Raw genomic sequence first — 15,954 nt, 5'->3', positions numbered from 1 at the left:
GGAAAGGAAAAATGTATATGGGAGAAAAACAGAAAGAATGGGAAACATTTACAAGTTCAGAAGTAGCAGAATACAAAGTAGACAATGAAAAACTGGTTAGAAGATTAAAAAAGCCCAAAGGGAAAGTTGATGTAGTTCTTGATACAGATACATATAATGAAATTGATGACCAGTTTGCTTTAGCCTATCTAATCAAATCAGAGGATAAATTAAATCTGAAGGCTATTTATGCAGCTCCTTTTTTCAATTCAAAGTCTTCTGGACCAAAAGATGGCATGGAAAAAAGTTATAGTGAAATCTTTCATATCCTTACATTAATGGGACGAGAGGATTTGAAAGCGCATGTTTATAAAGGCTCAAAAGAATATTTGTTTTCCGAAGATATACCTGTAATATCTGAAGCAGCAGAAAATTTAGTGCAAAGAGCTATGGAATATACGGAGGAAAATCCTCTTTATGTAATTGCTATTGGAGCAATTACGAATATAGCTTCGGCTTTGCTTTTGAAACCCGAAATAAAGGAGAGAATAGTATTAATTTGGTTAGGTGGAAATGCAGACTTTTGGCCACATAATAAAGAGTTTAATCTTTATCAGGATGTAGCTGGTGCAAGGGTTGTATTTGGCTGTGGAGTACCATTAGTTCAACTTCCATGTATGGGGGTTGTATCAGCCTTTACAACCAGTGGGCCCGAACTAGAATATCACTTAAGAGGGAAAAATAAACTTTGTGATTACCTTATAGATGTGACAACAAAAGAGGCTATAGAATGTTCGGGAAAACCGACATGGACACGACCAATTTGGGATGTAACAGCAGTAGCTTGGCTTTTGGATGGAGAGTTTATGTATGATTGCTTAAAACATAGTCCAATACCAGAATATGATAATAAATATGCATTTGATGTAAATCGGCATTTTATAAAATATGTTTACCATATTAATAGAGATGAATTATTTATGGATTTATTCCAAAAACTTACAAGATGAGGGAGGAGAAGAGATGAAATTAAAAAAAGTGATGGCGATTTGCTTAACTATGTTGATGGCTGCTTCGTTAAGTATGACAGGATGTGGAGAAAAGTCAACGGATGGGGAGAAAAAAGGAGATAAAGATTCCGTAACAATAAAGTGGATTTCTCAAGGTCCGGGAGAAGATTCATGGGAAGGGCTTACAAAATCTATTCTTGAAGAATATGAAAAAGATACAGGTGTACATGTTGAAGCAGAATTTTATTCTTTTAGTGATTTATTTGAAGTGATTGAGACAAAATCAGCGTCGAAAAGTGCTGATTTTGATGTCATGAGTGTGGATGTAACTTATGTTGCTAAGTATGGAACAAGCGGTTATTTAGAACCTCTTGATAAGTACTTTACTGATGAAGAAAAGGCCCAGTGGGATGAGGCGTCTTATCAGGCAGGAGTGTGGGACAATGTAATGTATGCAGCACCGGAAAATACTTCTACACAGGTTTTATATTATAACAAAACACTTTTGAATCAGGCTGGAATTACAGTACCGGAAAGTAGCGCAGATAATCGCCTTACTTACGAAGAGGTGGCTGATTTAGCCCAGCAGGCACAAAAGAAATTAGACCCGGATGGTTCCAAAGGAATTATTGGTTTTGATTTTCAGCAGGTAAGCCGTGTATATCAGATGAATATGTTAGCAAACTCTATGGGAGGAAAAAATATTGGAGAAGATGGATTTACTATTGAGGGAGTGGTAGACGATGAGCCATGGATAAAAGCCATGACATGGTATCAAGACCTGGTAAAAGAGGGAATTGCATCTCAGGGATATGATGCTGACCAGTTGGGAGAGCAGTTTTATGCAGGAAATATGGTATTTATGGTTGGAGGAACTTGGACGCCATCAGGAATGAAGTGTGATGACGAAATTGGATGTGCATATGCACCATGCTTTGAGGGATATGAGAAAGAGATTGCAACTTCTACAGGAAGCTGGTATTTCGGAGTGAATTCACAGTCCCCAAATAAGGAAGCTGCTGCAGATTTCGTAAAATGGTTTACTTTAGAAAAAGGAAATGATTTGTGGTTAGAGGTGAATGGAGATGTTCCAAGTCGTTTGGAAAAACAGAAAGAAATTGAGGAAGACCCGGAAGCAAGAGATGATATGAAAATTGCAGCATATGAGGCAGCTAATACAGCGGTTCCGCGAGCAGTAACGCCTGTATTTGGAGAGTACTCTACAGCCCTTGACCAAGCATGGGAAGATATTAGGAATGGGGCAGATGTGAAAGAAACGTTATCATCTGCTATAGAGCAATATAATTCTGCAATAGCCTCTTATGAAAAGTAAATAACTGAAAATAGCGGCAGTCAGAATGAGATGCTGCCGCTATTTTTGCCTTTTATTTTGAAGGGAAAGGAGAAGAACATGGGTAATATTTACATAAAGAATAAATGGCTTCCATATCTTTTGATTTTACCGACGATTTTGCTGATTTGTATTTTTAAAATATATCCCATTTTTGATAGTGTGATTCAGGGATTTTTATCAAAAGACGGTGAATTGACAATTAATAATTATGAGCTGCTTTTTGCAGATAAAATATTTTGGGAATCTTTAGCAGTAACAGTCAAATTTAATGTTATCATTATACCGTTTCAAATTATTGTAGCTTTTGCTATGGCTATGATTGTTAATGTTAAGGTAAAGGGAATTGAATTATTTCGTACTATATTTTATCTTCCATTTTGTATTTCTCTAACAGTTGCAACAGTTATTTGGCAGACAATGTTAAATGTGAATAATGGTGTTATGAATAGTATTCTTGGAATATTTGGAATCGGAAAAGTGGGATTTTTGATAGATAAAAAATGGGCATTATTGTCTATTATTTTGATTGCTTCATGGAGAGGGTGTGCCTATTGGATGATGTTTTTCCTCGCTGGATTAAAAGGAATAGATACATCTGTTTATGAGTCAGCTAAAATTGATGGTTCAGGATTTTTCAGTACATTGTTTAGAATTACATTGCCACTTTTAAAAAACACAATGATTTTTGTTATTATTGCAAACACAACAGCAAATTTTTTGCTATTTGCACCTATACAGATTGCGACAGAAGGAGGGCCTCAAGGCAGTACCAATGTCTTAATGTATGAGGCTTATAAATCGGCGTTTAAGTATTCAAACAGACCGAGACAGGCATGCATTGTGACTATACTTTTAGTTATTATTATTTTTGTTTGCATTATTCAGAATCGGTGTATGAAAGAAAGGGAGGCATAAAATATGACTTTGAAACAAAAAAGAATTACGAAAAAATTAGCCATATATATAGCATTGGTTGTTATGACAGTAGTATCTTTGTTTCCTGTTATTTTTTGTTTATCAGCATCTTTAAGAACTCAAGAAGACTTGTTTAAAAATATGTTTCCTTTTACGATTAAGTCTCTGTTGCCTACCGAATTGACGGCAGTTAATTATATTGCAATTTTTACAGAATATGACTTCTGGCGTCCTATAGTGAACACGTTAATTGTGACAATATTAACTATTTTGTTGGGATGTGTTATAAATTCTATGGCAGGATTTGCCTTTACATGCTTTGAATTTAAGGGAAAGAAAATTTTTTATCCCTTAGTATTGGTATCTTTTATGGTTCCTTTTGAAGCTATAGCTATCCCTCTTTATAGCGTTGCAGATACATTTGGAATGGTAGACACTTATGCAGGCATGATTATTCCGGCTATAGCGGATGGGTTAGTTACATTTTTGTTTATTCAGTTTTTTAAAGATATTCCCCCAAGTCTTATAGAAGCAGCGCGGGTAGACGGAGCAAAGTGGCCTGTCATTTTTACAAAAATTATAATGCCTATTTCGGTTCCTGTATTCATTACAGCAGGATTGATGATATTTATGAATCAGTGGAATTCATATTTATGGCCGTTACTGGTAGCGCGCTCCAAAGAAATAAGAACTATACAGATTGCCATTAGCCAGTTCAGTGGAGAGCGGTCTATTAAATGGACGTATATATATGCTGGATCAATGATTTCGGCCATCATACCAATAGCATTATTTTTACCGTTCCAGAAATATTTTGTAGAGGGTATTACAGCCGGGAGTGTAAAAGGGTAATAAAGGTGAAAGTATGAAAAAAATTTTAGTAATTGGAAGCTTAAATATGGATATGGTGGCAGAAGTAGACCATACACCTCATGTAGGTGAAACCATAATAACAGAGCGTATGGAATTAATTCCTGGTGGGAAAGGTGCAAATCAAGCATATGCGGCGGGAAAATTGGGAGCTCAGGTAAAAATATTGGGAGCAGTAGGCAGAGACAGTTATGGAAAAATTGTAATAGACAGTTTAAATTCAGCCCGTGTAGATACGTCTTATATTATCAAAAAGGAAAAAATGAGCACGGGTTCTGCTTTTATCACAGTGAATAAAAATGGTGACAACAGCATTGTGGTGGTAGCAGGGGCAAATGCAGCTCTCTCTGAGAAAGACATAGAAGAAAATATTAGATTGATAGAAGAATGTGATATTTTGGTTCTGCAAATGGAAATTCCTATCACAACAGTTCTTTACGCAGCAAAAAGAGCGAAGGAATTAGGAAAAAAAGTTATATTGGACCCTGCGCCTGTTCCAATGCTGTTTCCAGAAGAATTGTATTCTTATATAGATGTTATCAAACCGAATGAAACTGAAGTAAGGATGTTGACGGGACATGGTATCGATGAATTGGAAAAAGCAGCAAAATATTTGAAATGCAGAGGTGTGAAGAATGTAGTAGTAACATTGGGGGGGAAGGGGGTATATATCAATTCTGAATCAGAGCAAATAAAAGTAATTCCGGCCAGAAAAGTGGAAGCAGTAGATACAACTGCAGCTGGAGACACTTTTACTGCAGCTGTAGCATTGAAATTGGCATTAGGTAAAAGTCTGGAGGAAGCAGTAAATTTTGCAAATTATGTTTCTTCTATTGTAGTAACGAGAAAAGGGGCTCAAACGTCTATTCCATCCATAAAGGAGGTTACACAGTCGTTGGTTGTACCACTAAAAATGCAAAAATTAGATAAAGAATCCTCTGCCAGAAGTTGACAAGCCCCACGAAAAAGCTATAATAAAAGATAGTGAATATTTCAAAAATTGGAGGATTTAAACATGAAAGTATTAGTAGAAACATCTGCAAGACATGTGCATTTATCACAGGAACATCTGGAAGCTCTGTTCGGAAAAGGACATGAATTAACAGTGAAAAAAATGTTGAGCCAGCCGGGTCAGTTTGCTTGTGAAGAAAAAGTTGAAGTAATCGGAACAAAAGGCAGCCTGAAAATGTCTGTTTTAGGACCGGTTAGAAAAGACACACAGGTAGAAGTTTCTTTAACAGACGCAAGAAGTCTTGGCGTAGTTGCTCCGATTCGTGAATCAGGTGACATCAAAGAATCCGGTGTCTGTAAGTTAGTAGGACCGGCAGGTGAAGTAGAACTGACAGAGGGCGTTATCGCTGCAAAACGTCATGTACACATGACACCGGAAGACGCTGAAAAAGCAGGCGTGGCTGACAAACAGATCGTAGAACTGGCTATCGAATCTCCAAATGGAAGAAGCCTGACTTTCGGTGATGTAGTGGTTCGTGTAAGCGCATCCTACGCAACAGCAGCGCACATTGATACAGATGAAGCAAATGCGTTAGCTCCTGGAAAAGAATGCTACGGAGAAATGATTGTAAAATAATCGGATTATAAAAATCTCATTGTGTTTGCTGCCTGAATCAGCTATAATGAAAGCAATAGGAACAAAAAATACAGTAAAAGCAGAAAAGGCAGTGATAAAGTGAAGCATTATGAGGTTTTTCATGATATTCTGGTGAATCTCTTTCAGGAAATCATGGATATTGAAGGGAAGGCACTGATTACTCCTGAATTTAAAGATATTTCTGTTAATGATATGCATATTATAGAAGCCATTGGAGAGGAAAGCCCCAGAAATATGTCTTCGGTTGCCAGAACCTTGTCTGTGACCGTGGGAACCCTGACCATTGCTGTGAACGGTTTGGTGAAAAAGGGTTATGTACACCGGGAAAGAAGCGAAGAAGACAGACGAGTGGTGCTGATTTCGCTTACGGATAAGGGACGCAAAGCCAATGCACATCATAAGAAATTTCATGAGGGAATGATACAGGCAGTACTGAAGGATTTGGATGAAAGCCAGCAGGAAGTTCTGGTGAAATCCCTGTTGAACCTGAGAGAATTCTTCAATTCTTATCAGAAAAAAGAACAATAAAAAGAGCCGATACACCTTTAAATAGCAGGGGGTGTCGGCTCTTTTTGCTTCAGTACCGCATAAGCAAATATTTTTTCACAATGGGGAAGGGCGCGGGCCCGATTTCCAAAAGGTTTTGATGAAAGAGTTTTAGGTTGAAATCCGTTCCCTGGATTTCCTGGACATTGCTTTTGAGCGCTGTAAAATTTAAAAATCCCAGATAATATTTCAGGTAGTTGGCAGGATTTTCTACGATGTATTGAAAGATTTCCCGGCAGGCATTTTCGTCTGTAATGCCGAAACTTTTCAAAAGTTCCTGAACGGTTTGCAGATTCCAGCCGGTATCGTGGATACCGATATCCAGAATGGAGTACAGGCAGAGGGTGACGGAGCGGTTCAGGCGGAGAAATTCCATAACCTCCGGGTCTGTCTGCAGGAAGCAGCAGCTGTATTCATAAGCCATATTTTCCACATAAGTGGCCCAACCTTCCACATAACCGCTGCAGCCGAGAAGATGCCGGATGGGGGGACAATCCTGCTTTCCGAAATAGACGGTCTGGTACAGATGGCCGGGAAAACCTTCGTGGGCCAGGGTGGTGAAACGCTGGACATCTGAGACGGTAGTGCTTTGGTTAATGTAAATGGTATTGGGTGTCAGAGTATCCACAGGCGGCGTGAGATAAAAGGCAGGACTGGAGAATTCTTCCATGGAATCCGGAACGTATTTTACTTCATAGTCTTTGACCGTCAGTTTGGGAAAATCGTCTGTCATAACCCGGCTTAAATAATCCAGCATTTGTTCCGGAGAGGAGGAAGCAGTCTGGGGAAGTTGTGCTGCTTTTGTAAAAATGTCAGGGTCTTTCTGCACCAGATTCTGAATTTCTTCAAAATCCAGGAAGAGCTGCTGATACAGATGTTTCTGAATTTCCCGGACAGAACGATAGTCTCCGGTACTGCTTTTTATCAGATAAGCATAGTATTTTTTGCCCTCTGGAAGGTGACAGAGTCCCCCTTGGTTTTTCCCGCTTCCCTTCAATTTTTCCAGACTTTGTGCAAGGGATTTATAGGCGGGAAAGACACAGTTTTTTAAGATTTTTTCGTGTGTTTTTATGTAAGAATCCCTCTGTTTTTTGCTTATGACCTTGAGTTCCGTCAGCTTCTGAGCCCGGTCTTTAAAAGTCTCGGAGAGATAGTGGGAGTTTAGGTCTTCACAAAATTCTTTACACTGCTGTACGGTTCGTTCTGCGCTGTCGTCGCTCATGAAGAGTCCCTGGCGGGATTTTTCCTGCTCAAACTGCTGGATTTCCTTAAAATAATCCGGGAGAGAAGTGAGCAGGGAGAGATAGTCTTTGACATCTGCCGGGGTTCGGAAAGTATACTCTGCCAGAAGGGCAGGAAGCTGAGCCTGTATTCCAAGATTGGGACTAAGGGGTTCCTGAAGCAGATAGCAGTTTTCAGAGGAGAGTTCTGTGGCAAACTGCAGCCGCAGGATATCATAAACCATTTGATTTTCTGTGGAAAGTTTGGAGGCAGGAAAACGCTCAAGCTGCTTTTTCAAAGCCTTTATGGAGTCGAAATTTTCCTGCAGATTCTGGGGTTTCATACTGCCAAGGCTAATGCTGTAATTCTCTATATTGTATTTTTCAGGATAAGCCAGAGTATAATGGAGATTCAGCGTATTGGATGAAAGTTCCTGGCAAAAAAGCTGCCGGGTAAAGGCTTCAAAGCGTGTATCCCAGGAGGAAAAAGGACGGGTTTTCAGACAGAAAAGCGAAAAAATGCCAAGAAGCAGAAGAAAAACAGCAGCAGTGATTTTGCGGGAGAATCTGAAAGAAAACTTTTTCAAAGGAGGGCCTCTTTGCATAAAATACTCTTTACAGTGTATGAAAAAAACGGCAGGGTATGTGTATTTTTCATGGAAAAGGCCATACCTTTGTGTTAAGATTTCTTATATAGGGAAAACTTAGTGATAGCAGGAAATCCGTCATGGAAGGAGAGATTTTTTTGAAAAAGAAATGGATACTTCTGACAGCAGCTTTGCTGTTGGCGCTGGGAGGATGTCAGGGAAAGGATGAGACTGTGGTACAGAACGAGGAAGCATTTCGGGAATACGAAGTGAATTTGTCAGATAAACTTTCAGATTTTCAATTTGCCATGAACGAGGAAGTTTACACCCTTCCGGAAAGCATGGAAGTCTGGAAGGAACGGGGATGGGAAATCCCCTCTGACAGGGGAGAAGAACATCTGGAAGCGGAATCTTTTATAGAAGGGGAAAGTCTGAAAAGAGGAGAAGACACTCTGACAGCAGCATTTGTCAATCAAGAGGGGGAAAGTCGGACTCTGGAAGACAGTATGATAGGCGGTGTGACTTTGGAATACCGGGAAGGGGGCACCGTGTACCAGCTTCCGGGGAAACTCTGTCTGGGAAGGGCAACTTTGAACCAGGTGACAGAGCAGTACGGTCCACCTACGGACGAGTATGAAGAAAAAGAGGATGTCTATGTTACCTATGAATTTGGTCTTTACAAGAAGGCAGAGTTTGTATTTCATATAGAGGATGAAACCCTTTATCGGGTTTCTCTGCAGAACTACCGCGCATCCCAGGGGGCAGATGAAGAGGTGAGTAAAGAGGAGCCTCAGGCCGTAAAGGAATATGAGAGACCGGAGCAATTTTCGGAAAATCCCAGAGATTATGTGGTTTCTTATGATAATCAACTGTACCGTATTCCCGCACCGGTGTCTGAGTTTGTAAAACATGGATGGAAAATACAGGAAGAGGGTTCGGATACCTATGTAAAACCCGGACGCCACGGATATGTAACGCTGGAAAAAGATGGCCATACGCTGTATGCAGTGGTGAGAAATTACGGAGAGCAGACCATTGCTGTGAAGTATGCATTCCTCACCAGTCTGTCGGGAGATTTTGATGTGACAAAAGTGCCGGTTGCTGTGGGGAACAACATTACACTGGGGATGTCAGAGGAAAATATGAAAATTCTTTTGGGAGGAAATGCCTTTGAAAGCCAAGAGGAGGAAAAGGGAACTTCTTATTATTTGTATTCAGATGAGACGAAGAAAAATTTTGTCCGGATTTTCATAGACAAAGACCTGGGTCTTGTACGGGAAATTCAGGTATCCAACAGCCCGGAAAGTCTTTCGGACGGGAAGGAAGAGGAAGTTTCCGGGGAAGAACCGAATTCGACAGTCCTTCCCGACGAAAATAAAGTGCCCGCAGAGGAATAAATCCAGTGGCGAAAAGCTGCCGGGTATGATATGCTCTTTATAGACAAAAAATTCTAAAAACTTACAGGAACAAGGAGGAGGAATTGACATGAAAAATTCCGCAGTTTTAAAGGAAGAATTACGTCAGGGGAAACACAGTGCATTATTTCAGGATATTTACCTGGATGAAAGTCTTCTGGAATATCAGAACAGAAGGTATGCAGAGGCAGTAGCAAAATTTGAAGAATTATTTGGGGAAAAGGAAGTGGAAATCTACAGCGCTCCGGGAAGAAGCGAGGTAGGCGGAAACCATACAGACCATCAGCTGGGCATGGTGCTTGCTACTTCTATTAACCTGGACGCTATCGCAGTTGTCAGCAGAACAGAAGGAAATCTTATTCGTGTGGTATCAGAAGGATACGACATGGTGGAAGTGGATATTGAAGATTTAGAAGAAAAGGCTTATGAAGAAGGAACCACGATTGCCTTAATCAGAGGTGTGGCGGCAAATCTGAAAGAAAGAGGATATAAGCTGGGTGGATTTGAAGCCTATATTACCAGTGATGTGCTTATTGGCGCAGGTCTGTCTTCCTCTGCAGCTTTTGAAGTCATTATCGGAACCATACTTTCCGGTCTGTTTAATGATATGAGTATCAGCCCGGTTTTGATTGCCCAGGCAGGACAGTTTGCAGAAAATGTTTATTTTGGAAAGCCAAGCGGTCTGATGGATCAGATGGCTTGTTCTGTAGGCGGCCTGATTCACATTGATTTCAAGAATCCGGAAGAACCGGTGGTAGAAAAAGTACCGTCTGATTTTGAGGCATATAAATACAGCCTGTGCATTGTAGATACAAAAGAATTCCATGATGATTTAACCGAAGATTATGCAGAAATTCCTGCAGAAATGAAAAAAGTGGCTGCATTCTTCAAGAAAAAAGTGCTTCGTGAAGTGGACGAGAAGGAATTTTTCCAGCAGATATCAGGACTGAGAAGTGTTCTGGGTGACCGTCCGGTACTGCGTGCGCTGCATTTCTTTGAAGAAGAGAAGCGTGTGGAAGCACAGGTACATGCTCTTAGAAACGGAGAATTTGAGGAATTCTTAAAATTGGTGAAAACATCCGGAGATTCCTCTTTTAAATATCTGCAGAATATTTATACCAACAGAAACGTACAGAAACAGGCCATGTCCATTGCTTTGGGCGTCAGCGAAAGCGTCCTTGGCAGCCACGGTGTCAGCCGTGTTCATGGAGGCGGCTTCGCAGGAACCATTCAGGTCTTTGTAGAGAACAGCTTTGTAGAAGAATACAGAAAAGCTATGGATAAGGTGTTTGGAAAAGGAGCCTGCCATGTGCTGAAGGTACGTCAGCATGGCGGAATCCATGTGCTGTAAAGAATGGCCATAGAGCAGAAAAAAATACAGGATTTTTTAGGAGACTGCCGTTTTCAGCAGTCTCCTTTTTACTTAAATCACATGGGTGCTTTCCAGTTTTTCCATGAAAGCATTGTTCAGTTGAATGACTGGTTTTCTCAGAAGCAGTCCCAGCAGCAGGGAGGGAATCAGGAAGAGAGCCAGCATACCCATTTCCTGCCAGTAGTTATTTCCATAAAATCCTGCTATACATTCCCGCATGGCGTTCATGCTGTGCGTAAACGGAAGCAGAGGATAAACCTTCTGGAAAAATTCCGGCGCCACCTGAATGGGGAAAGTACCGCCGCTTCCAGCCACCTGCATAACCATCAGAACCACGCAGATGGCTTTTCCGATATCCCCGAAGGAAACGGACAGGGCGTAGATGATGTTTACATATACCATGCTGGTAAACCAGCCTGCCAGCAGAAACAGGAGGGGGTGCTTGCACTGGATGCCCAGAAAGTACAAATCGCCCAGGCAGATAAGCCCGCTCTGAAAGAGCCCAAGCAAAAGAAACAGTACCATGCGTCCCAGATAAAGATGCCGTTGTTTTGGGTTTTTCAGCTTATCCATAGTGGTTTGGGAAACGGCTGTCTTCAGCATGGCTGCCATAATGACGCCGCCTACCCAGATGGCCAGTGTGGAGTAAAAGGGAGCCACTGCAGAGCCGTAGTTTTCGATTCCGTAAAGCTTGATTTCCTTCAGCTTTACAGGAGAAGCCAGAAAGGAACTGATGGTTTCCGGGCTTTCGGACAAAATGGTTTTTAAGGTCTGCTGTCCTTCGCTGTCCGGGGAAGCCAGGGCCGAAATCGCAGTATTTAGCTTATCTGAGGCTTCTTTTAAGAGCGCTGCGGAATTGTTCAGCGTCTCTTCTGCCTGGGTCAGGTCGGAGGAAGCCGTGTCTGTAATATCGGAAATATTTTTTACACTGTTGTCCAGCTCGCTCATAAGACCGGCCACAGAGTCATCTGCACGATTCAGGTTTTCTGTAAGGCTGTTCAGCTTGTCTTTTACGGAAGTTTCATATTCTTCTTTCACTGCAGTTACAGAATCTTTACTCTGGGAAATCAGGGTATCCATATCGCTTTTTAATGCGGCAGCATCCGATACCGCTCCTGTGACATCAGAGGCTGCGTTATCCAGTTTGTCTTTTACAGCAGTCTGTCGGTCAATCGCTTCCTGTATTAAGTTTACAGCCGGGCGAATAACAGGTTCCACCACAGGGTAAGCGTCTGAAACACTTGTCAGAGAGTCTCGCACGGTCGTGTATCCGTCAATGATTTTCTGTACCCGTTTACTGATTTCAGACAGGGAATCGGCAGCCGCAGCCGCATCATTGGAATAGGAGTTCAAAGCGTTGTCGATTTCATTCGATACAGCCTGATAGAAGGCTTCGTTTTGTGCCATGGCATCGCTGATGGTTTGTGTTGTGCCGGAAACGGCAGTATTCAGAGAATCTGCGCCGTCGGTGGATTCTTTCAGCCGGGAAAGGGTATCTTTGGCTCCGGTCCGGGAGTCTTCCAAAAGGGCAGATGTGGTTTTCAGCATTTCCGTTCCTGCACCGGCCATGTGAGAGAAAGCCTGCACTGTATCAGAGGCGGCAGACAAATCAGAAGAAATTTTCGTCAGGTTTGCCTGGAGATTGGAGGCAATGGAATCGTCGCCTGCCTCGGCCTTAGAGGTATTTACATAGTCCAGAGCCTCCAAAGCCACTTCGGATACAGTTTCTGTAAAGGTGCTGTTTATTTGCTGCTGAACCGTTGTGGCGCCTTTGGAGGTTACCTTGGGGGCAATGGCATTTTCTTTTTCATTGGTGTAGTAAATGATTTTCGGGTGCTTTACGTCAGAGGAAAAAATACTCATCATATCCTGGGTGAAATCCTCCGGCAGCACAATGGCGGCATAATATTTTCCGGATTTTACACCGTCAGCCGCTTTTTTGGCAGAGGTAAAAACCCAGTCCATCTGTTCGTTTTCATGGAGTGTGGAAAGTACCTCATCTCCCATGTTCAGATGGATGGAAAGCAGTTTTCCGGTGTATCCCTTATCCGAACTTGCTACGGCAATTTTAATGCCCTGCGTGTTGGAATAAGGGTCCCAGCTCGCCGCAATGTTAAACCATGCATACAGAGTGGGCATTACGAGAATTCCCATAATGACTACCATGGCAATGACATTGTTGTGTATTTTCTTTATGTCATTACGGAAAATAGAAAAAATATTTCTCATCAGTCGTTCTCCTTTCTGCGGAAGGTTTCCAGCATCTGTTCAAAGGACATGCCTGCCAACTGCTGCTGTTCGGCCAGTTTTGTGTGAATGTATTCTATAATAATCAGCCACAGGCAGATGGCGATAATGGAGACAATCCAGAGCACCAGGAAGACCAGCTTGGATTCCAGACTGAACATGAGTATCAGGAATATCAGCGGGATTATGAGAATCGCCAGAAAACCAAGGCGAACCATTTTCCTGTAGTTTTTCTCAAAAGCCTGTGCTTTTTGGGTGGTCTGCAGCTGCAGCTCCTCCTGTGACAGGGAAGCCTTTAAAAGGAGAGAAAGCTGTGCGCTTCGACCCGGCTCCCTGCCCGGTGTATCGGAAATCATAAACTCCGTTTCAGACAGCTTCAGGTCAAATAAGTGATTAAGCCCTGCCAGCATAGGGCGCAGCCCAAGTCCTATAAGAAGGAAAACCGGTATATAGCAGAGCAGAAGCAGCATATCTTTTGCGTAGACGTTTCCATACATGCCGGCAATACATTCCCGCATGGCGCCTACCCCGTAGGTAAAGGGCAGAAGCGGGTGCAGCTTCTGGAAAAAAGCAGGGGTCATTTCCACCGGGAACGTACCGGAGGAGCCCGGAATCTGCAGGATAACCAGAATGACGGCCAGAGCCTTTCCGATATGCTTAAAGGTCAGGGAAAGGACATAAATAATCGTTACATACACAAAAGAACAAAGCATGCCCGCAGCCAGCATGGCAGCAGGATGTTTGCACTGGATTTTCAGCAGCCAGATATCTCCGGCACATACAATCAACCCCTGGAATACGCCTATGAAGACAAAAAGCAGCCATCTGCCGAAAAATCCGGAGACAGGACGAAAAGAAGGAATCTTTTTGTCCCGGTCTACTTCCAGCTTCAAAATGGCAATGAGGACAATGCCGCCCACCCAGATAGCCAGGTTGGTGTAAAAAGGAGCCATGCCGGAGCCGTAGTTCTTCATAGAATAGAAGGTTTTCGTCTCAATTTCAGCCGGAGAGGCCATAAAAGAGGAAACGGTTTCTGCGTCAATGCCTTCCAGTGAAAGGAACTTCTGGAAAGAATCAGAGCTTACAATGGCATTTACATCGGTGCGTACAGTGTTCAAATCTTCCTGAATCTTAGCCAGGGCAGTCTGTGTGCTGTCCAGGGCAGTCCGGGCATCTTCCAGTCCGGTTCCAAGCTGGGTCAGTGCTCCTTTTATCTGGTCAGCGGAGGCAGGAACATTGTTTAAAATCCCGGAAAGCTCCCCGGAAAGCGCAGAAAAGGTATCCAGAGACTGACTGAGTGCAGGCAGGACGCTTTCGTTTAAAGAAGAACGCAGTGTGTGAAGCTGGTTCAGGTTCTCTTCAGTAAGGGAGGTCAGTTCTTCTCTGGTAGAGCCGGTGACGGAAATAGCATTTTTGATTCCGTCATTGCTGGCTGTAAGGCTGTCCACCAGTTCTTTATTGCTTTGGTTGTGTTCCTGCAGTTTCTCAATGGCTGTTCCGATTTCATCCGGTACAATAGGGAGGTACTGGGAAATAACATCATTAATTTCCTGCATTTTATTCAGAATCTGACCGTTTAAGTCTACTACGCTATTTACGTTATCCAGAGCATTTCCCACATGCCCGTTGATTTTATCTGCCTTGGATTCCAAATCCGTCAGCCCTGCAGAGGCGGAGCTGTTTGCCTGATTCAGAAGCAGTTCCCCATCAGAAAGGGACTTGGAGAGAACAGAAGAAAAGGAGCCTGCCGCTGTTCTGGTATCTTTAAGCAAAGAATCTGCGTCCTTTAAGGCAGAAGCAGAGGATTGGGCAGCTGTCTTCAGATTATCAGAAGTTCCCTGTGTGTCCGAAATCAGAGATTTACTGCTGTCTGCATGGGTACGGAAGGTATCCAGAAGAGTTTCATATTCAGCGATATTCTGCTGGGTTTTGTCCAGCATATCTGTAATCTCAGAATTTACGGAGGTTACAGTTCCGGAAATATCACGCACAGCAGTTTTCAATATTTTGGAAACCGATTCAGAGGCTACAGAAGAAAAGGTGCTGTTAATCTGTGTCTGAATGGTCGTAGCCCCGGCGTCTGTAATTTTAGGCGCTACGGCGTTGGGTTTTTCATTTATGTAGTATTTTAATTCCGGAATTTCGATTTTGCCGGATAAAACGCTGACAAGAGAACTACTGAAATCATCAGGAATGACAATGGCAGCATAGTATTTGCCGGATTTCACGCCCTTTATGGCCTTTTCTTCGGAAACAAATTCCCAGCCCAACTGGTCGTTTTTCTTCAAATTATCTATAATTTCCTTGCCGGCGTTGATGGAGAGGTCTTTTTTCACCGCTTCTTTGTCATTGTTTGCAACAGCGACCTTTACGCCGGAAGTATTTCCATAGGGGTCCATATTGGCGGCGATATTCACCCATGCGTATAAAGAGGGGAGAATCGTAATGCCGATAAGAACAATCAGAGCCACGGGATTCCCCGCCAGCCGCCGCAGGTCGCGGAAAAAAATCTGAAACGATTTTTTCAAAACATACACTTCCTTTCTATAATTATAACGGAAATATTATCGTACAAAAAAAGGAAAAATGCAACGGTAATATTTAAAAGAAGTTTTAACCGAAAATGGTTGGATTTTGGGTTACATAAGAATACCGAAATAACAGTCTTCCCGTCGAATGTAGAAAAGAGCGGAAACACTTCTGTTTTTATCAATTATTGTCAGAATATTCACGTTTGTAAAAAATATACAAAGAATGTCGAACTGTGGAAAGTTTCCCACATCTTATCCTCAAAGTTATACACATTAAAAATTTCTCAAGACAGGGGAAA

The 15,954-nt window shown here is 42.2% G+C and carries 12 protein-coding genes; 9 read left to right on the top strand and 3 right to left on the bottom strand.

Annotated features, from left to right (window positions below):
* The first annotated feature begins 17 nt into the window (after positions 1–17).
* The 7 genes from WKT17_RS12360 to WKT17_RS12330 all read left to right on the top strand — a co-directional run bounded on the left by WKT17_RS12360 (position 18) and on the right by WKT17_RS12330 (position 6,265).
* Positions 18–989, top strand: a complete 972-nt coding sequence (locus WKT17_RS12360; RefSeq protein ID WP_291681794.1) for a nucleoside hydrolase — start codon at positions 18–20, stop codon at positions 987–989.
* A gap of 13 nt (positions 990–1,002) precedes the next feature.
* Positions 1,003–2,322 (top strand): ABC transporter substrate-binding protein, encoded by a 1,320-nt coding sequence (locus tag WKT17_RS12355; protein ID WP_294542158.1) that lies wholly within the window; start codon positions 1,003–1,005, stop codon positions 2,320–2,322.
* Between the two features lie 78 nt (positions 2,323–2,400).
* Positions 2,401–3,258, top strand: coding sequence for a carbohydrate ABC transporter permease (locus tag WKT17_RS12350; RefSeq protein WP_291681791.1), 858 nt, complete (start codon positions 2,401–2,403; stop codon positions 3,256–3,258).
* Positions 3,259–3,261: 3 nt separating this feature from the next.
* Positions 3,262–4,110 carry a carbohydrate ABC transporter permease gene (locus WKT17_RS12345; protein WP_291681789.1) on the top strand — a complete coding sequence of 283 codons (849 nt, stop codon included), beginning with the start codon at positions 3,262–3,264 and terminating at the stop codon, positions 4,108–4,110.
* Between the two features lie 13 nt (positions 4,111–4,123).
* Positions 4,124–5,080: a ribokinase gene (gene rbsK, locus WKT17_RS12340; RefSeq protein ID WP_291681787.1), complete on the top strand. Its 957-nt coding sequence runs from the start codon at positions 4,124–4,126 to the stop codon at positions 5,078–5,080.
* A 63-nt stretch (positions 5,081–5,143) separates the two neighbouring features.
* Entirely contained in the window at positions 5,144–5,716 is a 573-nt protein-coding gene (locus WKT17_RS12335) for a PduL/EutD family phosphate acyltransferase (RefSeq protein WP_291681786.1), read from the top strand.
* Between the two features lie 99 nt (positions 5,717–5,815).
* A complete protein-coding gene (locus WKT17_RS12330) occupies positions 5,816–6,265 on the top strand; it encodes a MarR family winged helix-turn-helix transcriptional regulator (protein ID WP_291681784.1) in 450 nt (149 codons plus the stop codon).
* Between the two features lie 49 nt (positions 6,266–6,314).
* Here the strand turns inward: WKT17_RS12330 and WKT17_RS12325 are convergent, their stop codons facing one another.
* Positions 6,315–8,090 (bottom strand): DUF885 domain-containing protein, encoded by a 1,776-nt coding sequence (locus WKT17_RS12325; RefSeq protein ID WP_291681782.1) that lies wholly within the window; start codon positions 8,088–8,090, stop codon positions 6,315–6,317.
* 158 nt (positions 8,091–8,248) lie between these two features.
* Between WKT17_RS12325 and WKT17_RS12320 the strand changes: the two genes are divergently transcribed.
* Positions 8,249–9,487, top strand: a complete 1,239-nt coding sequence (locus WKT17_RS12320) for a hypothetical protein (protein ID WP_291681780.1) — start codon at positions 8,249–8,251, stop codon at positions 9,485–9,487.
* Positions 9,488–9,575: 88 nt separating this feature from the next.
* Positions 9,576–10,856, top strand: coding sequence for a galactokinase (locus WKT17_RS12315; RefSeq protein ID WP_291681778.1), 1,281 nt, complete (start codon positions 9,576–9,578; stop codon positions 10,854–10,856).
* Positions 10,857–10,928: 72 nt separating this feature from the next.
* Here WKT17_RS12315 and WKT17_RS12310 read toward each other — a convergent pair whose 3' ends face one another.
* Positions 10,929–13,106, bottom strand: a complete 2,178-nt coding sequence (locus tag WKT17_RS12310) for a YhgE/Pip domain-containing protein (protein ID WP_173749426.1) — start codon at positions 13,104–13,106, stop codon at positions 10,929–10,931.
* Complete coding sequence (locus WKT17_RS12305) at positions 13,106–15,652, bottom strand: YhgE/Pip domain-containing protein (protein ID WP_173749427.1); 2,547 nt, start codon at positions 15,650–15,652, stop codon at positions 13,106–13,108. Before WKT17_RS12305 ends, WKT17_RS12310 begins: the two co-directional genes overlap by 1 nt.
* Positions 15,653–15,954: the final 302 nt, after the last annotated feature.

It is taken from the genome of Blautia sp. HCN-20427 (assembly GCF_037890365.1).
In the GTDB taxonomy this organism is placed as follows: domain Bacteria; phylum Bacillota; class Clostridia; order Lachnospirales; family Lachnospiraceae; genus Blautia.
This window is presented reverse-complemented; position numbering and strand designations above follow the sequence as displayed.